Raw genomic sequence first — 25,721 nt, forward strand, 5'->3', positions numbered from 1 at the left:
CGATATTGCTTAATGGAATGTTGACCTGTTTGAAAATTATTTTAATTGACGTTTCGCAAATTCAGGAAAATATTTACTCTCGCAATCCGGACACAATCCATGTGTGAAATTTACATCAACAATATGTTTATGAATATATCCTTCTATTTGGTGCCACCGGTTATCATCGGAACGAATTTTCTTGCAGTTTGCACAAATAGGGAGAAGGCTTCCAATTTCCATCAACTCGCGGATATCTTCTAAGATGAGCAATGTCAACGATCTATTGTCATATATGAAAGGCGATGTTGTTACGAGAAACGGCGTTTCAATAACGTTCTCGCCTATTTTGCGTTCCATGATGGTTTTCTTACGATAGACCTTATTCCCTCTACTCGCTTCGCTGACGGAATTCCGCACCACACACGTTTTGCAATGCGGACCATATCCGCATCCTTCCTCAACGTCTTTGGAATGAATACAATGAAGCACTTCGCCACCTCGCTGTTGTAACATTTCTTCGTTTCCCATCAGACGAAGGGCAGCAGAATTCCAGAACAAAATACGAACATCATCATCCACTACCATTGTCGGGAACGGAATAGCGTTGAATGTGTTCATGAGAAAAACGTCGTTTTCAAGCAAGTGCTGGGGCATAGTATTTCTATTTTTTATATAAGGTAGCAGGAGCATTTTCTAAACGCAAGTTGGTTTTTGCATCTTTTTTTTCTACACTTCTTAAACAACATTGTATCGATTTTACTTCCTGGAGGGTCGAATTCCATGAATAACTCCACTCTATTGCGATTTTTCTTTAAGACGTTTGTTCTTCTTTTTTTGGTTTCTCTTCAGCTATGGGCTCAAGAAGGACGATCCGTCGATTCTATCACGAAACAGATAGAGAAGAAGTTTGAAGCACTCGATCATCGTCTCGATCAATTAGAAAAAGCTGTAGACGATGTGCAATGGTATAACAAAGTCGGCGATGTTGCCAGCATCGATAAAGTCTTCATCGTTGGGCCGCCTCCGGCAAAAGCAAAAGACTCGACTGCAAGAGGGGCATGGAACCCGGTTAAGTTTTGGGCATATGTTTTCATTCCACAAAAATTAGACCGGAATAAAAAATATCCCATGCTGGTTTTACCGCACGGCGGTGTGCATGCCGATTTTACAACGTACCATACCCACATCATCCGCGAGATGATGGCGCAGGGTTATATAGTCGTAGCACCGGAATACCGCGGCAGTACAGGGTACGGGAAGGATTTCTACGAACGGATCGACTACGGCGGACGCGAAGTCGAAGATAATCATGCGGCGCGTGATTGGATGGTAGAGAACTACAGATGTGTCGACAGCACTCGTATTGGCGCCATCGGATGGAGCCATGGAGGCTTTATTACATTACTGGATATCTTTGAACATCCGAATGATTATCGGGTCGCGTTTGCCGGTGTACCGGTCAGTGACCTTGTCATGCGGCTGGGATACTATGACGACGATTATCGGAAAGAGTTTTATGCCAAATACCATATTGGAAAAACCGTGAGCGAAGATTCTGCAGAATACCTGAGACGCTCCCCGGTGACCCACGTGAGCAAGTTAAAAACACCATTGTTAATCCACACGAACACCAACGATGACGATGTGCACGTTGAAGAAGTAAAGCATCTCATCGAGGAACTGAAAACGGCAGGAAAGAAGTTTGACTTTGAGATTTTCCAGGAAGCCCCCGGCGGACACAGCTTTGACCGCATCGACACGAAACTGGCAAAGCAGACACGGATGAAGATTTATAAGTTTCTCGCTCACTATCTGAATCCACCGCACCAATTTAAGACGTTGGCGGACTTAGAAAAGGCCGGGTATAAATAGAGCACGAGTTAAATAATTTTGGGAGATGTACAATTCTACTTTTGTTATCCCTAAAAAATCAGTACTTTAGATATGGTCAAACGCAGGTTCGTCCTGCGTTTTTGTTTATCACTTAACTTAAAAGGACAATTCATGAAAAAACTTATCGCAGTCGTTCTTATGCTGTCATTATTCGGGGGGGTAGTTCTTACGCAGAATAAAACAACACCCAAAACGCAGAAAGAGAAAGTGAGTTACAGCATTGGTATCAATATTGGCAAAAACATGAAAGCGCAGGGAATAGAGGTCGATCAGGGATTGCTCATACAAGGAATAAAGGATGGACTTAATAACGCAAAAACGGCAATGAGTGATAAAGATATGGAAACGACAATGAACGCATTCCAGAAAGAAATGATGACCAAGATGCAAGCCAAGCAAAAATCAGATGGTGATAAAAATAAAAAAGAAGGCGAAGCATTTCTTGCGGCAAACAAGAAAAAAGACGGCGTGATAACATTGCCCAGCGGATTACAATACAAGATTTTAAAAACAGGCAATGGTGCAAAACCTACTGCAAGCCAGACGGTAAAATGTCATTACCGAGGAACCCTTATAGATGGAACAGAGTTCGACAGTTCGTATAAACGCGGTGAACCGGCAGAATTTCCAGTCGGACAAGTTATTAAAGGATGGGTAGAAGCTTTACAACTGATGCCCGTGGGATCAAAATGGCAGCTATTCATTCCCTCTGACCTCGGATACGGCGCAAATGGACAGGGACAAATAATCGGCCCCTATGCTGTGCTCATTTTTGATATCGAACTACTCTCTATTAAATAATAGATGACCTCTCTGCGACGCGCTTTCGAAGTGCGTCGCAGATGATTACCGAAATCATGGAACTCCTTCAACAACTTATTCAATTTGTTCTGCACATTGACACGCATTTGCAAGGTCTTTGCACCATGTATGGCGTATGGATTTATGGAATTCTCTTCCTCGTCATTTTTTGCGAGACTGGTCTCGTCGTGACTCCTTTTTTGCCGGGTGATTCACTCTTGTTTGCCATCGGTTCATTGGCAGCAATCGGCGCAATGCGCGTGGAACTTATCATTCCCTTGCTCATGGCAGCTGCACTCACGGGAGATAATACAAATTACTGGATTGGACGAAAAGTTGGACCAAAAGTATTCAGCCAGGAAACGTCGCGCTTTTTTAACAAAGAGTATTTGGACCGCACGAACCGTTTCTATGACAACCACGGGAAAATAACAGTGGTACTAGCACGATTTCTTCCAATCATTCGAACATTTGCACCCTTTGTTGCTGGCATCGGGCGGATGACATACCGTACATTTCTCCTTTTCAGTATCATAGGCGCATTGTTGTGGGTAACCCTTTTTGTGCTGATGGGATATTTCTTTGGGACCATTCCGTTTATTAAACAACATTTCTCTCTCGTTATTCTTGCACTTGTGTTAATTCCCGGAATGCCGGCGCTCATAGAATTCATCCGTCATATTATAGAGCGAAGGAAACAACGTTCGACTGCAGATATTGACAAGTGAGGTTCAAATAACGGATATTTTGAAAGGAATCGCCTTGCTCATTGCAAGGCGATTCCTTTTTCTATGATGTTAGAACTTGATTCATACATGCATTTGCGGCATCTTTGTTCCAGATTTTCTTATTCTGTACATTCTTGTTGGTGAGATTTATGAGAGATGTTATGCACAGAACGGATTTTTACGGACTTGGAAGTTTAACCGATATGGGGTACACTTGCGCGGAACATTGTTCTCTGATGGTTCAGTCGGATACTCACTGATGGTAGGAAACGGCAACGCTCAGATACCAGAAAATAACAAGTATAAAAATTCTATGCTGTGGTGAACGGCAGTCCAATCATAATATTCATATAGAAATTTATGTTAACTATGAACCAGCGGTACAGGATAAAGATCACACCGCATGGAAAGCATTTCTTTCCTATCAAAAACCATCACGTATAAATGGTGCAGAAATTCTTGAACAGCTGCAAAAGAAACAAGACACGCTTGTTACCGATCATGCTCCATGTGGCATCTCTCTGTTCTCCTGGTACCGCTTATCCGATTATGGGAAAGTGTACGGGCGGATTGACTATTAAGATGCCGAACATTTGGATCAACACCTTCATGAATATTAACTCTGTCGGAAAGACAAAGAAGGCAGACGTCGTTCCACGCATCACGTTCTTTTTTCCATTCAATTAAAATTCTTCGAAAGAGTTAAGACGGAATATTTCTATGAACATCATTACCCGACATGCTGCAGCTTCTGATGCCGTTGCCATTGCTGACTTCAATGCGTTCATGGCGAAGGAAACCGAGAATCTTGAGTTGGATCGCGAACGTCTGCGAAAAGGCACGGAAGCTTTGATTGCAGATTCATCGAAAGGCATGTATTATCTCGCGGAAGTCGACGACAAGGTTGTTGGGCAGTTGATGATTACATACGAGTGGAGTGACTGGCGCAACGCTACGTTTTGGTGGATTCAAAGTGTGTATGTTCATCCGGAATATCGTAACCTGGGAATTTTCCGGTCCCTCTACCGATGCGTTGAATCAATTGCTCGAAAACGCGGCGATATCTGCGGTCTGCGTCTTTACGTTGACCAATCGAACAAACGCGCTCAACAAACGTACGAGGCGCTCGGCATGAAACGCTCGCATTACCACATGATGGAGGTGGATATCGCATTGAAATAGGTACCAGTCAAAATTCCTTGTTGACAATTCATCGGTTTTTCAAAATTCCGCGTTATTTCTGCTTGCCTGAATAATCCATCCATCATCATAAATCTGTGGAACCTTACTTATAGAAACAGGTGTTAGACTTTCAAAGGTTTACCAAATATTAGAAATATACTACAAGGAGAATCAACATGAAGATTGGCATTCTGGGAACTGGAATGGTCGGCAGTACCATTGGAACAAAGCTTATTCAACTCGGACATGATGTAAAAATGGGATCGCGTATAGCGACGAATGAGAAGGCCGCTGCTTGGGTACAAAACAATGGAAATCATGCATCCCAAGGAGCCTTCGCCGATGCCGCCGCGTTTGGTGAGATGGTGTTTAATTGTACGCACGGTGTTGCTTCTCTCAAGGCGTTGAATCTTGCTAGTGCACATAATCTCAAAAATAAAATTCTCGTGGATATTGCCAACGCTCTTGATTTCTCCAACGGCATGCCGCCATCGCTCGCCATTTGTAATACCGATTCACTCGGCGAGCAAATACAACGTGCATTTCCCGATGTAAAAGTCGTAAAGACCCTAAACACGATGAATTGCAGTCTCATGGTAAATCCTAAGAGTATAGCCAATGGAGATCATGATATTTTCATCAGTGGAAACGATGCCGGCGCAAAAACAAAAGTCATAGAGATTCTCAGAGATTGGTTTGGCTGGAAATCTGTTATTGATCTTGGCGATATTACCACAGCACGGGCAACAGAGATGCTGCTTCCAATTTGGGTAACGTTGATGGGGAAATATCAAAGTCCTAACTTTAACTTCAAGATTATCAAGTAAAGAAGATTGCATTAAGAGAAGTATACAAGGGAAATTCTTTATGCCACCACGATAGTCTTGTGTTGAGTGCTGCTTTTTTGGCGGCATTAATAATTCGAATGACATGTAAAGCTTCTTCGGGTTTCACTCCCAATTCTTTTCTATGAGCAATGCTTTCAAAGATGTTGTCATAGAACGCACTGTAATTCCCAGGTACTGTTTTGTACTTCTCTCTGAACTGGTTTTTATCTTTTTCTAGATGTAACAATCCCCACTGCTCTTTTGGTTCTTCTCCCCAATGAGGATCGTTCGGATTCTTCCCTTGTTTTAATGCTTCTTCCTGCGGATCAAGTCCCCATTTTAAAAATGAACCGTGTGTTCCATGGAGAATGTACCGCGGTCCTGGTTCTCGCACTAAAAGGCTTGCTTTCAAATTGACATTCACTTCTGGATAATGTAACCGGATATCGTACCAATCATTAACCTCTCCGCCTGTCCTCATAATCTTAAGGTGTGCCGTCACCGATTCAGGCATTCCGAAGATTACGATTGCCTGATCGATCATGTGCGTACCAAGATTGAAGATGACACCTGTCCCCGCCGCAGATTGTTCTTTCCATGAATCCGATTGAATAAAATTCCTGTAACGATCAAAGTGCGCCTCATATTCGATAAGTCTCCCAAGCATCTGGCCCTTTTCAATGCGTTGAACGGTTTGCGTGAATGGTTTTTCGACTATAACATGTTTGCCGGCCTCGAGGCATTTTTGAGCGTACTCAAAATGCGTTTGGTCTGGAGTATTCACAATTATCAATTCAACTTCGTTGTCTTGCAGTAATTCTTCAAAGGAACGTGAGGCGATGACATCGGGATAGTACTTTTGCGCTTCGTTCTTGGATCGTTCTATAATTCGTTTGATTCTAAAATTCTTGTGATGGGTGAGCAATGGTGCATGAAATATTTTTCCAGACATTCCAAAAGATGTGATTCCAACAATGATCGAGCGTTCCAAGGTGTACAACTTGCGCTTAGAAATAGATTGATTAATATTTACACAGTAGCAACATAGCCATATTTAATAAAAATGAAATATACCCTCGTCAAAATATTCAAGATTGATAATGTGAATATATTATTTTGGTGAAGAAGAATATCAAACAAAGGCTGTTCCATGAATTCTCAACTGACGATGAATACAACCATAGATTGGGTATTCTAGAACGACCATAGGTTTGACATGCTTCCCCTTTCCCCGTATCTTTATATATACAAGTCGATTATTATGGATCTCATGATATGCACTATGCAAAGCGCAGCGTCTTCTTTATTACATATTTTGGACTGATATTCATTCTACCATTCACCCTATGTTCACAGACAAATCCAAACTTCGATTTCTCGCTCGGTGTTGATTACAGCGCCGCCGAGCAAATGTTAGATTATTTCGACCACCTTACTGGAAACACAAAGCATGTTGCAGAGCTTCGCGGCAATCAGCTCGCCGCAGCAACAAGCGTTATGCTCGCGCGCACAGAAAAAGCCGACGATGATTTCCGCCAGCAGCTTGAACTGGCACGGAATAATGCAAGATTTGAAAGTGATGTGTATGGTTTTTTACCTGCGAAGAATCATATCCAGGAACTTCGAAAACTTCTTCTCGAAGTCAAGCACAGGCAGCTAGATCGCCGTATTGTCGCCACGATCGCCGCGTTCTTTCCTGAACAAGCAAAAATCTCTACTCGATTTTCCGTGTATTTCGTTGTGATAGGAAACGAACGTGCCGCCGCGTTTATGAGGCACGTCGTTTGGAATTATGATGTTCCGACTTTTGTTGGTGAAGATGAAGGTGAACCTATCATCGTCGTCAATCTGGCCCGTATCATTGAAGGGCCGACCAACGTTGAAGCTCAATTTATTGAAGTATTGAGCACGACAGCGCATGAATGTTTTCATGCCGCATTCTCAGTTTTAAAAAAATCTTTGCCCGAATCTGTCAAAGCACGTAACGTCGCTGAACTATTATTGGAGGTCGTGCAAAACGAAGGCGTTGCGTACTATCTTTCCCAGCAAACTCATATTGGAGATGGAACTCTCTCCCGGCGATGGTTTGACGGCACCGCACAAGCCGTAGAAGCGCTGAACAGCGTCCTCTTGGAAATGTCTTCGCCGAATTTAACTCGCTCCCGGGCACAGGAATTGATGATGAATGCCAATCTCTCCGGTTCCTTCGAAAGCAATTACGGTGCCACTGCCGGTATGCGCATGGCGTACGAAATCGACAAACGCTTCGGCAGGCCGGCTCTGACAGCAACTTTAATGGGTGGAAGCCGCTCATTTATTTCAACATATATGCAAGCATGTCTTCGCGATGGAACTCTCCCGAAGATCGATAAACAAGTATTGTTTTTATTACGCCAATAAAAAACGCCAGGTTTCGATAATTTCATAAAGTGTCTTCCATTAAGCATGTCCATCAGGAAACAGCTATTTACTGTTCTTCCTCTCTCCTGCAGTTTATGCGCGAAAATAGTTATCATGGTTTTTTAAAAAATGATGTTCTAAAATATATATTTGTGTTCATGTAATTGCACTCCTACGGTAGGTTAAATCCTATAGAAGAATCAGAGATATACTGATTTCGTTGTGTATCACTATTATGCAAATTGTTCATGCATGAAGGTCGCTGGCAATTGTTACTCGATATTTTAGTGTTTTAGATAAAAAAGAGATAAGAAATAGCTTATACATGATGAGTATGGTCAAGGGAAAATAATTATGAGTACCACTTCATTACCGACTCAATATGCCCCTGCAGAACGAGCAGCCGATGATGTTCTCGACCGACAAATTGATTATTTCAAAAGCATTCCGTTGCAATGCGAAGTGCTGAATGCTGTACCGGGCATTGTCGTTATGCTGAATGGAAATCGGCAGATTGTCTTTGCAAATTTCGCGCTGAACAATTTAGTAGAGTCGCACAATGATAATTCTCCTCTGGGGAAACGACCAGGCGAGGTATTGCATTGTATGCATGCCTTAGAGAGTGAAGGCGGCTGCGGCACAACGGAATTCTGTCGTACGTGCGGTGCAGTACGGGCCATTCTGACAAGTCAGAAAGGTAATGCGAACGTGCAGGAATGTTTGATTACACGAATCGGCGATTTAAATCCGCTGGAACTAAGCATCTCGGCAACACCTTTTTCATTCCATGAGGAGCTGTTTACTATTTTTACTGTCACAGATATCAGCCACGAAAAACGTCGTCGTGCACTTGAACGTATTTTCTTCCATGATGTTTTAAATACCGCAAGCGGATTGAGCGTGAACTTGGAAATGTTTGAAGAGGCAAGCCCGGAAGAAGAGGAAGAGTTTAAAAGCACAATGGGAATTCTCACACGCAAGCTTATCGATGAGATTAAGGCACAACGCGAACTTGCCGCTGCGGAAATTAATGAAATAATCGTGACACCGACAACAATTGATTCGCTCAATTTTATACAAGAGTATTGTGAGATTTACCGACATCTCACCGTTTCAGAAAACCTGAAAATTCAAATCGATTCAAATGCTGCGCGAGTTTTATTCACATCCGATGCAACATTACTGGGACGTGTATTGGGAAACATGATTAAAAACGCGCTGGAAGCATCTCAACAAGAGAAGACTGTTAGTGTCGGATGTATTCAACAAACCGGGCACGTAGAGTTTTGGGTACATAATTCAACATTTATGCCGCGGAATGTACAATTACAAATATTCCAGCGTTCTTTTTCCACGAAAGGCTCGAACCGCGGACTCGGCACCTACAGCATGAAATTATTAGGCGAGCGATTTCTTCATGGCAAAGTTGACTTCTCGACATCACCGGAAGAAGGAACGACATTCCGATTGATAGTACCGTTCGAGCTTCATGCTGATAAGATTGCTGCATAGAGAATCTCTACAACGTGACTTACTTCTCTCATACTTGTTTGCGAAGCAACAACACCGTTAGCACAGCAGAGAGCAGCAAGAGAGATAGAAAGACGGCTACCTCTTCAATTCCTAACACAGGCAGCAGCACGGAACATGTCGTTAATGCGCCGATGGACGAGCCGAACACATCAAACGCGTACATACTTCCTACATTTGACGAACGGTGAAGATATAATCGATTCGCAATCCCAAAAAGCATTCCGATCAATCCTCCGCTCACTATCGTAACGAAGAGTGTGATAGGAATGAGTTGTACAAGCAATAAGAAGTCCAATAGTTTTGGCAAGAAAAGTACAACACTCATGAGTGTTATCAGCACCGCGAGCAAGAGGGCCTTCTGGTTATATTGCCTGCTCGCCCGCGAAGCAATCTGTGTACCTAATGCCAAACCAAGCATGTTTGCAGCGATCATAGCACCAACCATCTCATAGATTGAGCCGAATGCTTCCTGAAAGTTTAACAAGAAAAGAAGATTCAGTGCCATACCGGTCATTCCACAGATCGTCGTGATTGCAGCAAGTGCGGTTTGTTTTTGTTTCTCCGGTTGTCTCCATCGTAAAAGAAAGAGCAGCAGCAAGAGTCCAGAACCAGCACCGCCGGCAGCATAAATCCAATAACGCGTCATGGATGTAAGGAACCGGTTGCTTCCATGCAGAAATTTATTCCAAAGTAAGAGATCATAATAATATGTCACAGGATTGTCGTCGGTGTTCATTCGTACATTCTTTGCGGATTCCAAGGTGTTTGTAATAAAATTTATTCTGTCCGGCGGCATCAATTCAGCAAACATATATTTGGAAAAGTATTCGGCAGAAATTCCAGCGGCGGTATAACGGTGCGCAAGAGAATCCGGCTGCGAAATTAACGGCGTACTGCTGGTCGTTCCCATGAGCACTGCATGTGTTCCAGGAACAATCAATGAGTTCGTGAACACATGGTTAAATGTTTGGTAAAGAGAAGCGTTCAAGTTTTTTAATTCATCCGCAAGATATTCAGTTGATGATGGAAATGAAAAAGCGAAAATACCGTTCCCATTGAGTGATTGATAACAGAGCTGAAAGAATTCCACTGTATAGAATCGATTTAAGCTTGCCGTCGATGGTTCACCAACATTCATTAAAATAACATCGAAGGAATGCTGTTTGCGGCGCAGCAGTTCTCGTCCATCCACATTCATGAAGTGCACTCGCGAATCGTGCAGTGCTTGTTGATCTTGAATATTCATGACCGGTTCGACGAACGGAAGAAGAGCGGGATCGATCTCAACATATTGCACCTCATGAACCGAATAGCGTAAGACTTCCTTCAACACTCCATTGAATCCTCCGCCCAGAACAAGCACACGCTTTGCATCGGAATGATGAATCATGACTGGATGGGTAAAGAGTTCGGCATCGTACGCATTAGGAATGTTATATGCGGGTCTACCGTCGGCAAAGACGGTAGACTGGTTATCCAGGTACAATAGAGAGAGATTTTGATATTTCGTGTCAATAGAACGGACAAATGTTAGCTTACTGTTTATGAACGACCACTGATATGAATTAATTGTATTTTCCAGCGAACGAATAGGCCGGGCTACAACAACGAATACGATGATGATGACGGCTAAGGAAAGCATTATGAACCATTTTTTTGGAGAGACCATAATCCAAAACACTTCGCCCCAGGCAATGACAACAATAAGAAAGACAATTTGCAGCGTCGAAAACAGTACCGCAAAAACGAAAGAAAACAATAATCCGCCAACAACACTTCCGAATGATTCAAGCACATACGCTTTGTTCACACCAAGCCAGAGTTCATCGTTTTCTGAAGTCAATGACTTTGCGCCAAGCGTGAAAAGCATTCCCCATAAAAAACATCCGATACTAAGAACAACAAATGAAAATCCAAACAGATCAAGCATTGAAAGAAATTCACCGGTAGTTGTGGGGAGAAATACACGAACAAATTTTACCGCGAGAATTTGCACAAACGTTACGAGCGGCGTTACAGCAATACCAACGAGAAAGAGGCGGGAGACATTTCGGTTGTGATTGACTACAAAATTTCCGAATGCACTCCCGAGACCGATCCACACCAACCAGCACGCGAAGATGATTCCGATGCTTAATTCGTTGCCATAGAAGCTGACAAGGAATTCCCGGACGAGAAGAATCTGCGAGAGGATAGAACTGAAGCCTATATAAAAAAGGGATAGTTGTTTTGAGCGTGAAAAATTTGAATCTGTTTTAGAGAACAAAAGCCCGCTGAGTAATTTACTCCCGGGCTTTCGATTCATTTCGCGAAACAATGTCATTGCTACTTTTTATATACAGGCAAGCACCAATTGCGGTACTTTGCCGTTCTGCCAAACACAACATCAAAAAATAGATCGCGTAATTTAAGCGTAAGTGGTCCCATCTTTCCATCAGCAATGAGACGATGATCGATTTTTGTGATAGAAACTAATTGAACGCCGGTCCCGCCAAAAAAGAGTTCATCCGCAAGAAACAATTCCGTCCGGTCGATGGAACGTTCCTGCACCTGCATTCCCAATTCGTCTTGTATCAACTGAATGAACGTCCGGCGCACAATACCTTCTAAAATATTTTCCGTCACCGGCGGTGTTATGAAAACGCCGTTCTTCACCATGAAAATGTTTTCTGCAGAACCTTCGGACACGTGGCCATTCTGGCTCAGCACAATCGCTTCGTCAAATCCGGAAAGCTGTGCATCGGTTTTGGAGAGTGCGGAATTAACGTACGCACCAACTATTTTACCCCGCGCAGGAATCATATTATCCTCCACACGCCACCAGGAAGAAATCGTCACGTGCGCGCCCTCTTCTTGCTCTATATATTTCCCGAAGGGAACCGCCGCAATTGCCATGCGTGGTGTTAAGTTGTGCAAACGAACGCCGATAAGCTCATCGCCATAGAATGCCAGTGGGCGAATATAAACATTCTCACGGAAATTTTGTTTTCGGATTAATTCAAGCGTTGCTTCTGTCAAACTTTCTTTTGTGTACGGAAGCTCCATACGCAGCAGTTTGCTGGAATCGAGAAACCGCTTGTAATGATCGAGCGGCCGGAACACAAACATCTGTTTCTCCTCTTCATTCCAGTAGCCGCGGATGCCGCCGAATATTCCAGTACCGTAATTCAATCCATGCGTTAATACTCCAACTTTCGCATCTTTGTATGGAACTATCTTGCCGTCAAAATAAACTAATTCGGGTGTTGCCATTTACAAATCCTTTCTTCAAAGTAATATGAACCGCTAAGAACGCCAAGGTAGCCAAGAGAATAACCTGTTTATTCCTTTGCAACTTTGGGATTTTGACATACATAAAAGATAGAAAAAAACTTGATTAACGCCAGACGCCGGGGATTTTTTCTCCGCAGAACCCGCACTTCCCTTTTACTACATGATTTGCAAGAATGGTGTATGCGCTTCGTTCGACAATGATCTTCTTGCACCTGTAACAGCAGGTGTTTTCTGCCCAATGGCCGGCAACGTTCCCTAAATAAATATATTGTATCCCAGATTTTGATGCAACAGTGTACGCTTTTTCGAGCGTTGTGGTAGGCGTGGATGGCAGTTGACTAAGTTTGTAAAGCGGCGTGAATCGGCTGAAGTGCAGCGGCGCATCAGATAAACCGTTGGTACACAGCCACTCGCACATTCGTTTGATGGTATCGAAATTATCTGTCCATGTTGGAATAACAAGATTCGTAATCTCTAACCAAACGCCTTCTTCGCGCAGTACTTTTAACGTTCTGAGCACCGGTGCAAGTTTACCAGAGCTGAGTTTTTTATAAATTTCCTCATCGAATATTTTCAGATCGATATTTGCCGCATCAAGCACATTGCACAGTTGCCGCAAAGGTTTTTCGTTGATGTACCCATTCGACTTTAACAGGTTGCAAATCTTTTTACTGCGTGCCAGCTTTGCTGTATCGTATGCGTATTCGTAGAATGTTGTCGGTTCGGAATAGGTGTATGCGATAGATTCAGAACCGGAATTCATGCACGCTTTGATAACTTCTTCTGGCATCAAGTCAATATTGTCGGATTCTTTCGGACTCACTTGCGAGATTTGCCAGTTCTGACAATTGAGACATCGGAAGTTGCATCCTGCGGCGGCGATGGAGAAGGCGCGTGTCGCTGGCAGAAAATGGAAGAATGGTTTTTTCTCGATTGGATCGATATGGACAGCGCATGGATTACCATAAGCAATGGTATACATTTTCCCGTTGCTCGCAACACGACTTCTGCAAAAACCAACATCGCCGTCGTTCAGCAACAAACAGCCTTGGGGACATTTTTCGCACTGCAATCCATCGGCTGTCTTTCTATAAAAGAACGCCTCCTTACTCCACTTTCCTAAATCGATGCTCGATGGAAGCGAAAACCAATTTGTATTGTATGCACCGAGAGCAAGTCCACCGGTACAGAAAGCGCACCGGCGGAGAAACTCGCGCTTGGTAATACTATTTTGTTTTGTTGATTCCACCAATACTACTCGGTTCAAAATGTGCTCTCTACCTAACAAAGAATCATTTTCTAAAGAATACGGAATTACTCGTGTTGTTTTTTCATCTCATCCTTATTGTATCCATATTTCATCAACAAATCTGCAACTTCTTCGATATATGATTTCTTCCGATGATGTTCATCTTGATTGTTAATATAGGATCTCACGGCTTCTACATGAGATGGGCTTATAGAGAAAGCTCCGAATCCACGCTGCCAACTAAACTTCGGTTTAATGAAGTTTTCTGAGTTTATCCAATGCGACGATTCTCCCTTGAGAAGTTTTGCAACATCGTCAATGTTCTGATCGCTCCTCATGGAAATAAAAACATGTATATGTTCTTTCTGAACTCCTATTGTGTCGATGGATATTCTTTTTGTCTGTGCATACTCAAGGATATGCCGATGAACATTGGGACGTACTTGATTGTCAAGAAAGGGATCGCGATTTTTCGTTGACCACACAAAATGCACATAGACTTTGACATAGGAATGGAGCATGATCCCCCCTGAAATCATTGAAATGGTTTTCTTATTGTTCATTGATGCCATAGCACCACGATTAATCGTGGTGCTATGAATATTTGACATTTGCTAATAAACCGATTTATCGGTTTTTCCCTCCACATATTTTATTTTTCTTCCATTAACTCATACAATTAATTATTCGCAATTTGCTACTACTTCTCCTCTCCAAACACTAATGCTTCGTACACGAATAACTCAGCATCCTTCCAGCCATTCCAGCCGATACCTGCTTTGTCCTGAGCACAGTGACCCAGGAATTCTTCTTTTGTCCAGCCGGTTTCTGCTGCCACCTGCGGCAGGAATGTTCCGGAGCGGTAGCCTTTTCGAATATAAATACCGTGTTTGCCAAGTTCAAATTCATCGATAGAATCGATGCGCCGCATCGGTGTGAGCACGGAAATTTCTATTTCAAGTTCAGGAATTTCGTTTAATTCAACAGGCGAAAATCGAGAATCTTGTGTTGACGATGCGATTGCCATCTCCTGCACAACTTGATAAAGCGGCTCGCTTGCATCGAAGCGTCCAATGCATCCGCGCAAATTGCCATACTTTTTCAAGGTTACAAACGCTCCGCAGTTTGTTTTTAATATTGGTGAAAGATTCTTCTCGTCCATTTCAGGTTTCGTGTTATTCTTCACATATTGCGTAACTGTGCTACGTGCAATCGTCAGCAGATCTTTCTTGTCTTTATCAGTAAGTTTAAATTCCGATCGTCCCTTCTTCTCTTTTATCGAAATAGCAATTGCATTGTAGCCAACGACACGATTCTTTTCGCCGTATTCCGCATCACCGGAGTTTTTATATTGGACATGAGTAAAGGCAACATCCGCATTTCCTTCCGTCATGTAAAGCAATGTCAACACACTCGTCCAACCGCAAAGGCAGGTTGCGAGATTGGAAATACCTTTCTGTTCGTAACTCGCCATTGAGCGAACGAGGTTTTCTGGTGAATTTGCGAGAATTGCATCGGCTGTTGCTTTATCGATCTTCTTTGCATCACTGTATGATGGATAGTGCGAGAAGTCGGTGCTGATGACAAAAAGGTTCTTCGCATTCAAGTATGGCCGCAATGCATCGGCAATATGACGGCAGGTTTCCGGCGATTGCGTTCCAAGAACAATTGGAACGATCTTAAATTCCTTCTTCAATCGATATTGAAGAAAAGGAAGCTGTACTTCCAAACTGTGCTCGCGGGCATGTGCATCCGTTCGATTGGAGAAAATACTGTAGTTCTTGATAAGCTGATCGGCAAGTTCGGTGTTCACTTTCACCGTGCCAAGCGGCGTTATAAAATCGCCCTGCGAGTAAATCGACGCACCTTCAAAAGCGATGTGGTGGCTCGAACCGAGGACGAAGATATTTTCGTATTTTTTCGCCGTATCAATCTGGTTAAACGCCGATGCTGCAATTTCTCCGGAGAAAACATATCCCGCGTGGGGAGAAATAATGGCAATAACATTGTGAATATCTTTTGATGGGACAGCATTGGTAAAGAGCTGCTTCAGTGCTGCAGTGAGTTCTTCCTGCTTGGCTGGGTAGAACGATCCTGCAACAGCGGGCTGTCGGTCGAATTTATTTTCTTGCGATTGGCAATCGGCGCATAAAAACAGGAGGCAAAAAGCAAGGATTGTAATAGTCTTTGTCTTAAGCATAAGGCGAGCCGTACATTGTTCGGTAGAAACTTAACGAGAAGAAGGAAGAGTTGCAAGTTGAGTCTGCTGATCGACAGAAGTTGCCCCGTACATAAGAAATTATGCTGTGATCTATTTCCGCCTCTCTCTTAGTAAGATGAAGATGTCAATTTAGCTAATTGAACGGAGAGCCATAATTCCATCTGTTTCGTTTTTTCACTGTTACCGAACCGACCGCCTTGATTTCCACCACCCCGAGGTCTTCTACCACCAAGACTGCTTTCTTCTCCAGAATTTTCTTCGCCCATTTGTTCACCGCGTTCATGTCCGCCTCCCATGCGCATGCCGCCTTTACTTTGCTCTGCTTTGAAATCACCTGTTTCGAATTCAATTCCAATACGGCGACCCGAAATTGGCTCGATTGCAAACGGATGTTCAGAAGTTTTCGTTAATGGGACACGCAATTCATATACTAATGTCTCTCGTGTGCGGCCGAGTTTTACACGAATACCCGGTGCTTCCAGCGGTGAGAACCGTTGAATATCTTCCTTCCGTGGACCAATAATTTCCAATTCAGGAAATGCTTGGTCAAGAAACGAGGGAAATCTTTCTTCATTGGTGTCCGGAGAAAATCCGGCATGTGCTTCGTGCTGGCTCATCGGATATTTAATGCCAAACGTCTGATTCTTTCCATCTTCCCTATCAAACCAAACCGTCAAGCCCTGTCTCATAATTTGCATTTGCGTGGACCGATTTTGGGTTTTCAGAAAAATGTAGACGTGTTTATCATCGTTACGCACACCATAGACCATGTCGGATTCCTTGTCGTAATATAATCCGCGCTGCCACTCGGAATCACTGCCGTCAAAATTCATCTCGCCCTGCTGCCAATCACTGGTAAGTTTAAGACCGCCGCTGCATCCAGTCAGCAGCATCAACAGCATCGGCATCGTCGATAGTAATAATGATGATAAATATTGGCACATCCGTCGTTTCGATATTAGTATTTCCATCATTCTTCCATTTGTTCGGATAGTTATTATTTATCGATAAATTATATACATTTGACGAAAGAATAATACATTAGTTTCATAAATGAAATAATCCACTCAAAGACGTCAGTATGAAATATTTTTTAGAAGATCTCTTTCTCCCTCATTCATTTCTCATCAATCAAAGGGAATAGAACATACCGGATTTTGACATATTATTCTTCCTTTGTTGAAGAATTTTCATTGCGATGTAAGTAACAAAAACCAAGCAATGAGTGTCATGCGAATTGAGATATCGGAAAAAATTGTTACCTTAGACTAATAAAACGGAGATGAATGAAGCAGACTTAACAATAGTTTTCTTCAGCATACATACATGACCATCAATGAATTACCAACGCCGGCATTACTGCTCGATTATGATATTCTCGATCAGAACCTCAAGCGCATGCAAAACCGTGCAAGTGAAATGAAAGTTGCATTGCGCCCCCACATGAAAACGCACAAATGCATTAAAATTGCCAAACAGCAATTGGCCCTCGGTGCCCAAGGAATCACTGTTTCAACATTTTACGAAGCAGAACAATTTGCCGCAAACGGATTCTCTGACATCACGTGGGCACTCCCGTTTCCTTTTTCGTATACCGAAAAAGCCATCGAACTTTCATCCAAAATTACATTGCGCGTCGTTGTCGACAGTCTCGATGCAATCTCACACCTGGAGCATGTCTTTGCACAGCATAGCGGCAGACTGCATGTCTGGTTGAAAGTCGATTGCGGCGGCCATCGGGTTGGTGTCAATCCGTACTCGCAAACAGCAGAACAACTCGCTCAGGCGCTTGCGGATTCCCGCTCAATGTTCTTCGACGGTATACTTGCGCACGCGGGACATTCGTATCAGGCGAATTCAAAAGATGAAATCATAAAGATTGCTGAAGAAGAGCGGTCGGTGATGGTGCGTTTTGCCGAGCGTTTGCAAAAGAACGGCATCAAGGTTCCATGCATCAGCGTTGGATCAACGCCGACGATGACACTTGCAAAATCGCTGGAAGGTGTAAACGAAATACGACCCGGCAACTATGTTTTCAATGATTATACGCAGGCACAGCTCGGGGTTTGTACGGTCGGCGAGTGTGCACTCTCCGTGCTGGCGAGTGTCATATCGCATCAACCATCTGCGCAATTCTTTGTTACTGATGCCGGAGCGCTTGCGCTGTCAAAGGACCTTGGTGCGACCCATCTTCGAAACGACATGGGGATGGGTGCAATTTTTGAAGATTATGACCGCAAGCGATTATTTGCACATATCGATTTACAATTACAGACTCTCTCTCAGGAACATGGAAAAATTGTCGCCGAACAGATAGACCACATCAAAGGACGATTCAACGTCGGTGATAAAATCAGAATCCTGGAACACCATGCATGTCTCACTGCAGCAAACTTTGACTACTACTATGTCACCAGGGGTAACGAAGTCGTCGATCGATGGAAAATCTTACGTGGAAGAACCTAATTGCCCAATATCACCTAACATCTAAAATCTAACATTCTCCCAGCATGAAAAACCTTACAGATTCTATTGTTTTCATCACCGGCGCCAGCAGCGGCATCGGACGTTCCTGTGCGCGTGCATTTGCCGAAGCCGGTGCAAAACTTATTCTCGCCGCCCGCCGAAAAAATCGACTGGAAAAACTTGCGACAGAGTTAAATAAACAATTTAGTACTGAAACATTTATTGATGAATTAGATGTGCGTAACAAACGCGCTGTAACAAAGTTTTATAAAAAACTTCCTGTCGAGTGGCAGAATATAGATATTCTTGTCAACAATGCCGGACTAAGCCGCGGACTGAATAAACTATATGAAGGAAATTTTGAAGACTGGGAGGAAATGATCGACACGAATGTGAAGGGACTGCTCTATGTGAGCCGCACAGTACTCCCAGGAATGGTAGAGCGCAAGAAAGGTACAGTCATTAATATCGGTTCCATTGCTGGTCATGATGTTTATCCCGGCGGAAATGTGTACTGCGCCTCCAAGCATGCCGTTGATGCACTGACAAAAGGGATGCGGATGGATTTAGTTGATACACAAATTCGCGTTTGCACTATTGATCCGGGATTGGTAGAAACAGAATTCAGTGAAGTGCGCTTCCATGGCGACAAGGAACGCGCAAAAAAAACATACCAGAATATGACGCCGCTGACGCCCGACGATATTGCAGACGCGGTGTTGTACGCTGCGACACGCCCACCGCATGTGCAAATTGCCGAGGTGATTATTATGCCGACCGCGCAAGCTTCGACAACGCTTGTGCACCGCACGCAGTAATATTCTTGGAATCTGGATACATAGAATAGCCGCTCAGTTCGCGTAACTGTAACATCCCTGCCTGCGGCAGGCAGGCGATCGGTGATCGGATTTTACAATGTGCCTATTCTACAATTTTATGTTTATAAGCATATTTCACAAGATCGATATTTGATCTTGCATGAAGTTTCAGCAGTACACGCTTACGGTACGAGTTGATTGTATTAATAGAAACCTTATACTCTCCGGCAATTTCTTTGGAACTTTTTCCTTCTGCCAGGCCTCGTAAAACTTCGAACTCTCTATCGGATAAATTATGATGTTTTGCCTTATCTATGCTTTCATCGATAATATCGGGAAGTTCCTGTTGGACTTCCGGGCTGAAATATTTCATACCCCGTGCGACCATTCGTACCGCTTTGATTAACTCTTCACCCGGCTCGGATTTTGTTAAGTATCCTGATGCTCCCGCTTGTACTATCCTGCGCGCATACTGCGACACAGGAACCATGCTCAAGACCAATACCGGCACTTTCGATTCAATGATTCTAATCGTTCTAAGAATTTCAAGACCGCCTTTTCCTGGAAGATTGACATCGAGAATAATTATATCCCATTTATTGTTTTTTATTTGCTCCATGGCTTCATCGTAGTTCCCAGCTCGTGCAAGTTTTGTAATATCAAAATTGTCGGTCAAAATGTGAACAATCCCTTCGCGTGTAAATTCATGATCATCGACAATAAGCGCTCTCATAGAGAATGACCCCCCTCCTTTTCCACCATTGCCGCCTTTGATTGACTTCCATCGTGAATCTGAACGCTCAACACAACGCATGTACCTTTCCCGGGATTGCTTGTGAATGCAATTTTACCTCCCAACATCCGGGCGCGTTCCTGCATGCTCAAAATTCCCAATGACTCAGGATGAACAATCATCGCCTGGTCAATGCCCTTACCGTTGTCTGTAATTGCCACTCGAAGTTCACCGTTATTCAAGTGCATTGCAACTTCAGCGCGTGTTGCTTCTGAATGACGGGCTATATTGGTCAATGCTTCTTGAATGATCCTATACACACCGGTCGTCTTCGCATCATCCAAGGACGGGAGGTTATCTGGTTGTTGAAGCTTGACCTCGATTGAAGTTCGCTTTGTGAATTCACGTATATGCCATTCCACTGCCGCCGCTAATCCGACAGTGTCCAAAATTTTAGGCCGCAATCCGGAAGAGATTCTCTGAACAGTTTTCGTTGTTGTATCGACCATAGTCCGTATAGCTTGGTACCGCTCTTTTACGCTGGATTTCATGACAGTATGTTTTCCCAACCAGAGCAGATCGTACTTAATACCTGTAAGAGCGCCGCCGAGTTCATCGTGCAATTCGCGGGCAATCTGTTTTTGTTCTTCCTCCCGCGCCGCTTGAAGTTTTTCTGAAAATAATTGCATTTGGCGCAGTCGTTCACGCTGGGCGGCTTCAATTTTACGATGACTGCGCACCATCATCACCACAAAAAAAAGAAACAGCCCAAGCACTACTGCAGTGACACTGAATATTGCAGTAAGTATTATGCTTTGGTCTGAGGACACAAAAACCCTACTGTGAAAAGTATATTGAAAAGAATCTTGAGGCTCCAATCTATAGAAGTAACAAGGAAGAATGCTTCTGTCGAATAATGAAGAAGCATTCCTCGTGAAGTAATAATCAAGAGTGTGCCTGCATAATAGATAACAAAGGAAAGAAGTACCCAGAAGCGATAATGGTTTATTACTGGATGAATTCTATCCCTGATAAAAACAAATAGCGTGAATTCTGCGCTAATAACGAGTAGACCCTGTGAAGTACCTGCTATAACAGAATATAATCCGGTAAGAGGTTCAAAGGTAAACTTTGCAATAATCCAAAACAGTATGTAAAGCAACATTAGAGCTTGAAATAATCTCTTTATCCGAAGCGTTTCCTGCCAAACAGTTATAATAGACATAATAAATATATATTCTATGAGATAATAAACATGATTAAGCCCAAGAGTTAATTGATATCCCTTTGCGAAGTACCTAAGATACATGTCTGCTGCAAATGCAAATATCAGATAATAAAGAAGGATATTCATCCCTCGTCCCAAGATCCTCATTCTTGAAATTCCCACACACAGCGGTAAAGCAACGCTGAAGATCGATATATACATTAAAATCGGATATTGTATCATCATCTATGCATACTGACATTGTTATTACTAAACATCCTAACTATAAAAAACCAAAATATACGTTGAAGCGACGTAAGTAGTAGTTTGCTGTGACATTGAATTACATTTTTGCAGAGATAGTAAAGATTGATATAATCATAATTTTTGGGTCTGAGGACACAAGAACCCAATTGTGAAAAGTATATTGATTAGAATTCTAAGATTCCAATCTATAGATGTAACAAGGAATAGATTCTCTTTTGAATAATGAATGAGAATTCCGCGTAAGGCAATAGTTATAAGTGTACCTGCGTAATAGACCACGAACGAAAGGAGTATCCAAAAACGATGATAGTTCATTAGGGGTTGCAATCGATTCCCGATAACCACAAACAACGTATATCCTGCACTGAGAGTGAGAAGAACTTGTGACGCACTTGCTGTAACTGAATATAATCCATCCAGGGGTTCAAAAGTTAACTTTGCAATAATCCAAAATAGTATGTATAGAAACATTACTGTTTGGAATATTCTTTTCATTCTCTGTGACTCTTGCCAAACAGTAACAATAGAAATGATAAATAATAATTCTACGAGATAATACACATGGTGAAGTCCAAGAGTAAATTGATACCCCTTGACGAACCGTAAAAAATAAACGTCTGCAACAAAAGTAAAAACTAGAAAAAAGAACAGAATTTTCAACCCATGTTGTAGGACATTAATCTTTAAAATACCTACACCGATCGGTAAAACTGAACTAAAGAGAGCTATATACACTAATAAAGGATATTGATTCATCTGCTCTGCATATTAAAATCATTACAACAATCGAATTAAAATGCAACTGGGTAGCATAGTTGCAATTCCACCGCATTTTATTATAAAGATAGCAAATGAATCACGCTCTTGCAATTTTACTTTGTTAATTACCGCAATAGGGCGGACATACATCTAATGGACCAGCAATTACGACTGGCACCATATCTTTACCGTTCTTATCAATTCCAACAATCACGAACCCGGATTTACCGTTTACATTTTTGCCATAATACATGCGAACTCCAGCACAGCCGGGTTGTTTCATGGTTTTATCAACAACATCTTTTCCAAAATAATGTACAAGCACATCGTTCGACGAAACGGTTATGCGGTGTAAGTTTGCCAGAGAAGGTACATCTTTTATCGATTTCGATGGTCCTGCATTCACAGATTTATCGGTTGATGGATAGATGATGAGCAAGACAATACTTAGTGCTAGAATCGAGATAACTGTAACAAATTTTTTTATAGACATTTGAAATCTCCTTAAGAAAATGGTTTATTTTTTGTTAGTTATTAATAGACAAGAAATTTTCTCATGTGAACAATAGATACTCATGCGGCGGGGATCGGCTTGGCTGCGACTTACAATTCTCAAACATCGTAGACCTTTCTGAGATTTAAGTCCAATATATTTCAATCAATTGGACGTGATGAATCACGTCCCTACAAAATTTCACCATAAAACGTGAACAATTTGATACGTCTTCCTGCCGTTATTTACATATTAAGCTACACCATTATAGACAATTTGTCTGTCGTATTTTAACAAGTTCTTTGTAGCGATTTTGGTGCATGCGTCTGTCGTAAAAACACAGGTATTTTGACAAGATTAATACAACCTTATAAAGTAAAATTCTTATCGAAATATTCGGCCGAGTGATTTCTTCCAGACTCATCCAAGTTATACACAGCGTATTATTAATATGAGATTATTGATGTTATTCAACCTTTTTCGCCGATTCCGATATGTCGAACAGTGGATAATTTGTTCACAATATGGCTTAGAATCGTAAAATTATGCTGTACGTTTCTGTCTATGCGATATGTGATGTTGCGCACTCTATGTAATTTAATAAAGCAATATAGTTATTAGTATGATTCCATATTCCTTTCTCTACGGCTTGATGCAAGCGGGCAATGATGCAGGCAACAGGTGACGAACTTTTTATTCCGGCCATTCAATAATATGCATAATATAATTACGACAACGTGCTTGTTAAAATACGACATGGGGAATAATTGCTTTTCAATACGTCTCCGACGTATATTGGGTTGCAAGGTTTTATAACTCTGAACAAGAACCATGAAGTTTATAGAAAGCGTTTTTTCATAATACTATGACAATGCACATACAAGAATCCAAACCCGCCTTCGGCGCTCAATATCCATACGCACGGATATCGGGACTGATGCTGAAAAATATGAAAGAGGAAAACAATCAAATGTCTGTTGATATGATTCTTCACGAAGCATCTACAGTACTACAAGCCACACGTCAGCATGCCGCAGAACTTTCGGAAGTTGGCGTGAGCGATGAGGAGATTCATCTCATGCGCGTTCTCATTACGCGCGTTGCCGCGCATAACTATACTTCGCTGGGAAATAAAGTTGATTTCCTTGACGAAGTACGTGAACTTAAAATTGTAAAAGAAGTCATCGTTAGAATGGCAGAAATGCGGTTTGGCCATACAAGCAACGTGCTCAGTGAATTCAAATATAACGGACAACGTAAATCGATAGTTTAAGATTGTAACGCGTGTAATCGATTCTTCCAACACTCATAGACAGCCGCAGACCTCCCTTGCCTACCATGAATGAAACTCGTGGAAAAATAAACTGCCTCGCAGACCCAGTTGCTTTTATCAAGGGAGACGGGAATTACTTCACTTCTCCTTCTTACCACCACCATCAAAAGAGGATACCATGGCACAACGCAAATCTGAGAGACACACAAAATCCAAGGCAGTGAAGAAACTCCGATATGGCTGGATTCCTGATGTGCCCGATCAGCGGGATTTTCTTTACAGTGCAGTGCGTCCTACCATAGCGATTCCACCACATATAGACTTGCGCCCCACATGTCCGACGATTGAAGACCAGGGCAATCTTGGAAGCTGCACGGGCAACGCTCTTGCCGGTGCAATAGAATTTCTCGAACGAAAGAACGGTGTTCCATTTGTAGATGCGAGCAGATTATTTATCTATTATAATGAACGGGCTCTGGAAGGAACTATCAAATCGGATGCAGGGGCAATGATACGCGATGGAATAAAAACGTTGAAGAACCAGGGAGTGTGTTCGGAAACACGCTGGCCGTACATCATTTCAAAATTCGCAGCGAAGCCGGGCGCGGCGTGTTACAAAGAGGCGCTGAAGCGCCAAATCACTTCGTACCATCGCATTCTTACGCTCGATGACATGAGGACATGCCTTGCTGATGGTTTTCCGTTTGTATTCGGTTTCACTGTGTATGAAAGTTTCGAGTCGCAGGAAGTTGCCCGCAACGGTATTGTGCAAATGCCCCAGCCGAGCGAACGCTCACTCGGCGGTCATGCGGTGCTCGCCGTTGGATATAATGACGAGGAAAGACGATTCATTGTCCGGAACTCGTGGGGAACCGATTGGGGACAGAAAGGATATTTTACAATCCCGTATGAGTATCTTGCAAGCCGCAATCTTGCCGACGATCTCTGGACGATACGGAGAGGGGAAATGATGTAAAAAAGATGTCATGAGCGTCATTTCCATCTGACGTGTTCACCCGGTGAACACGTAATCAAATCATCGTTCAATGCAGTTATTCTTTTCGGCGGACACATTTAGGTACGACAAGGATCGTACAGCCGCAGGCTTCAGGGAGAAACCTGCGGCTGTCCGCCGATTTCTTTGATTACGAAACGTGATCCCTCTTTCTTGATGAATTATTCTTAGTTCCCATCCATCAAGGCCGTATGATGCCTTCCAACTCTTCAAGTGAGAATCTCTCCTGACGAAATATCAACACCGGCAAAATGCTCTGTTTTGAGAGTAGTTTCTCAATTTAACATAGTCGGTTAGTGATGTCAGGAATTTCTTCCTGACATTCAATAGAATCGGTCAGGACGTAAGTCCTGACCGCACTAAATTGAGACACTAGCGTTTTACGTGGCATTCATAAAAATATTTCTTATGTTTATGATATTCTCTCTCATAACATCATCGACATGACTTCTGATTCCAAAACAAAGTATGGGAGGCGAGCGGGAATGAGTTCAACGGAATATGGGATACTAAATTTCTCTGTGAAGGCGTTTTATAATTTTGTACTTTGAACAATATTTTGAATATCAAAACCGGGATGGAAATTCCCTGTTTTCTCGTA

Annotated in this window: 24 protein-coding genes; 12 read left to right on the forward strand and 12 right to left on the reverse strand. The window is 42.6% G+C overall.

Annotated elements, in window-relative coordinates; all coding sequences use genetic code 11:
* Positions 1–36: 36 nt before the first annotated feature.
* Positions 37–636, reverse strand: coding sequence for a PAS domain-containing protein (locus tag NTX44_06075; protein ID MCX6121168.1), 600 nt, complete (start codon positions 634–636; stop codon positions 37–39).
* 126 nt (positions 637–762) lie between these two features.
* Between NTX44_06075 and NTX44_06080 the strand changes: the two genes are divergently transcribed.
* From NTX44_06080 to NTX44_06105, 6 genes are all read left to right on the forward strand, one after another.
* Positions 763–1,854, forward strand: coding sequence for a prolyl oligopeptidase family serine peptidase (locus tag NTX44_06080; GenBank protein ID MCX6121169.1), 1,092 nt, complete (start codon positions 763–765; stop codon positions 1,852–1,854).
* A gap of 132 nt (positions 1,855–1,986) precedes the next feature.
* Positions 1,987–2,676: an FKBP-type peptidyl-prolyl cis-trans isomerase gene (locus tag NTX44_06085; protein MCX6121170.1), complete on the forward strand. Its 690-nt coding sequence runs from the start codon at positions 1,987–1,989 to the stop codon at positions 2,674–2,676.
* A gap of 41 nt (positions 2,677–2,717) precedes the next feature.
* Positions 2,718–3,404: a DedA family protein gene (locus NTX44_06090; protein MCX6121171.1), complete on the forward strand. Its 687-nt coding sequence runs from the start codon at positions 2,718–2,720 to the stop codon at positions 3,402–3,404.
* 459 nt (positions 3,405–3,863) lie between these two features.
* The gene (locus NTX44_06095; protein ID MCX6121172.1) at positions 3,864–4,091 is read left to right on the forward strand and encodes a hypothetical protein; all 228 of its coding nucleotides are present in this window, start codon (positions 3,864–3,866) and stop codon (positions 4,089–4,091) included.
* A gap of 33 nt (positions 4,092–4,124) precedes the next feature.
* Positions 4,125–4,586 (forward strand): GNAT family N-acetyltransferase, encoded by a 462-nt coding sequence (locus tag NTX44_06100; GenBank protein ID MCX6121173.1) that lies wholly within the window; start codon positions 4,125–4,127, stop codon positions 4,584–4,586.
* Positions 4,587–4,762: 176 nt separating this feature from the next.
* Positions 4,763–5,413, forward strand: coding sequence for an NAD(P)-binding domain-containing protein (locus NTX44_06105; GenBank protein MCX6121174.1), 651 nt, complete (start codon positions 4,763–4,765; stop codon positions 5,411–5,413).
* Here NTX44_06105 and NTX44_06110 read toward each other — a convergent pair.
* Complete coding sequence (locus NTX44_06110; protein MCX6121175.1) at positions 5,406–6,404, reverse strand: Gfo/Idh/MocA family oxidoreductase; 999 nt, start codon at positions 6,402–6,404, stop codon at positions 5,406–5,408. The genes NTX44_06105 and NTX44_06110 overlap by 8 nt on opposite strands.
* 284 nt (positions 6,405–6,688) lie before the next feature.
* Here NTX44_06110 and NTX44_06115 point away from each other — a divergent pair, with 284 nt between their 5' ends.
* Together NTX44_06115 and NTX44_06120 are read left to right on the forward strand one after the other, a co-directional pair.
* Entirely contained in the window at positions 6,689–7,813 is a 1,125-nt protein-coding gene (locus NTX44_06115; GenBank protein ID MCX6121176.1) for a hypothetical protein, read from the forward strand.
* Positions 7,814–8,167: 354 nt separating this feature from the next.
* Entirely contained in the window at positions 8,168–9,325 is a 1,158-nt protein-coding gene (locus tag NTX44_06120; protein ID MCX6121177.1) for an ATP-binding protein, read from the forward strand.
* A gap of 28 nt (positions 9,326–9,353) precedes the next feature.
* On the opposite strand, the gene NTX44_06125 is transcribed toward NTX44_06120, so the two are convergent.
* The 6 genes from NTX44_06125 to NTX44_06150 all read right to left on the reverse strand — a co-directional run bounded on the left by NTX44_06125 (position 9,354) and on the right by NTX44_06150 (position 17,060).
* Positions 9,354–11,651 (reverse strand): fused MFS/spermidine synthase, encoded by a 2,298-nt coding sequence (locus NTX44_06125; protein MCX6121178.1) that lies wholly within the window; start codon positions 11,649–11,651, stop codon positions 9,354–9,356.
* A 20-nt stretch (positions 11,652–11,671) separates the two neighbouring features.
* On the reverse strand, positions 11,672–12,598 hold the full coding sequence (locus tag NTX44_06130) for a branched-chain amino acid transaminase (protein ID MCX6121179.1): 927 nt from the start codon (positions 12,596–12,598) through the stop codon (positions 11,672–11,674).
* 124 nt (positions 12,599–12,722) lie between these two features.
* A complete protein-coding gene (gene amrS, locus NTX44_06135; GenBank protein ID MCX6121180.1) occupies positions 12,723–13,886 on the reverse strand; it encodes an AmmeMemoRadiSam system radical SAM enzyme in 1,164 nt (387 codons plus the stop codon).
* 47 nt (positions 13,887–13,933) lie between these two features.
* Positions 13,934–14,389 carry an IS200/IS605 family transposase gene (tnpA, locus tag NTX44_06140; protein ID MCX6121181.1) on the reverse strand — a complete coding sequence of 152 codons (456 nt, stop codon included), beginning with the start codon at positions 14,387–14,389 and terminating at the stop codon, positions 13,934–13,936.
* 179 nt (positions 14,390–14,568) lie between these two features.
* Entirely contained in the window at positions 14,569–16,068 is a 1,500-nt protein-coding gene (gene amrB / locus NTX44_06145; protein ID MCX6121182.1) for an AmmeMemoRadiSam system protein B, read from the reverse strand.
* A gap of 128 nt (positions 16,069–16,196) precedes the next feature.
* Positions 16,197–17,060 (reverse strand): hypothetical protein, encoded by an 864-nt coding sequence (locus NTX44_06150; GenBank protein ID MCX6121183.1) that lies wholly within the window; start codon positions 17,058–17,060, stop codon positions 16,197–16,199.
* Positions 17,061–17,415: 355 nt separating this feature from the next.
* Between NTX44_06150 and NTX44_06155 the strand changes: the two genes are divergently transcribed.
* Positions 17,416–18,555: an alanine racemase gene (locus NTX44_06155; protein ID MCX6121184.1), complete on the forward strand. Its 1,140-nt coding sequence runs from the start codon at positions 17,416–17,418 to the stop codon at positions 18,553–18,555.
* Between the two features lie 44 nt (positions 18,556–18,599).
* Positions 18,600–19,373 (forward strand): SDR family oxidoreductase, encoded by a 774-nt coding sequence (locus tag NTX44_06160; protein MCX6121185.1) that lies wholly within the window; start codon positions 18,600–18,602, stop codon positions 19,371–19,373.
* 103 nt (positions 19,374–19,476) lie between these two features.
* On the opposite strand, the gene NTX44_06165 is transcribed toward NTX44_06160, so the two are convergent.
* The 4 genes from NTX44_06165 to NTX44_06180 form a co-directional block, all read right to left on the reverse strand.
* Complete coding sequence (locus NTX44_06165) at positions 19,477–20,106, reverse strand: response regulator transcription factor (protein MCX6121186.1); 630 nt, start codon at positions 20,104–20,106, stop codon at positions 19,477–19,479.
* Positions 20,103–20,936, reverse strand: coding sequence for a sensor histidine kinase (locus NTX44_06170; GenBank protein MCX6121187.1), 834 nt, complete (start codon positions 20,934–20,936; stop codon positions 20,103–20,105). The genes NTX44_06165 and NTX44_06170 overlap by 4 nt, the downstream gene beginning before the upstream one ends.
* A complete protein-coding gene (locus NTX44_06175) occupies positions 20,915–21,460 on the reverse strand; it encodes a hypothetical protein (protein MCX6121188.1) in 546 nt (181 codons plus the stop codon). Before NTX44_06175 ends, NTX44_06170 begins: the two co-directional genes overlap by 22 nt.
* Before the next feature lie 1,000 nt (positions 21,461–22,460).
* Complete coding sequence (locus tag NTX44_06180; protein ID MCX6121189.1) at positions 22,461–22,832, reverse strand: hypothetical protein; 372 nt, start codon at positions 22,830–22,832, stop codon at positions 22,461–22,463.
* 865 nt (positions 22,833–23,697) lie between these two features.
* Between NTX44_06180 and NTX44_06185 the strand changes: the two genes are divergently transcribed.
* Positions 23,698–24,105: a hypothetical protein gene (locus NTX44_06185; GenBank protein ID MCX6121190.1), complete on the forward strand. Its 408-nt coding sequence runs from the start codon at positions 23,698–23,700 to the stop codon at positions 24,103–24,105.
* Positions 24,106–24,283: 178 nt separating this feature from the next.
* Positions 24,284–25,081, forward strand: a complete 798-nt coding sequence (locus NTX44_06190; protein ID MCX6121191.1) for a C1 family peptidase — start codon at positions 24,284–24,286, stop codon at positions 25,079–25,081.
* Positions 25,082–25,721: the final 640 nt, after the last annotated feature.

It is taken from the genome of Ignavibacteriales bacterium (genome assembly GCA_026390575.1).
In the GTDB taxonomy this organism is placed as follows: Bacteria; Bacteroidota; Ignavibacteria; order UBA10030; family UBA10030; genus Fen-1298.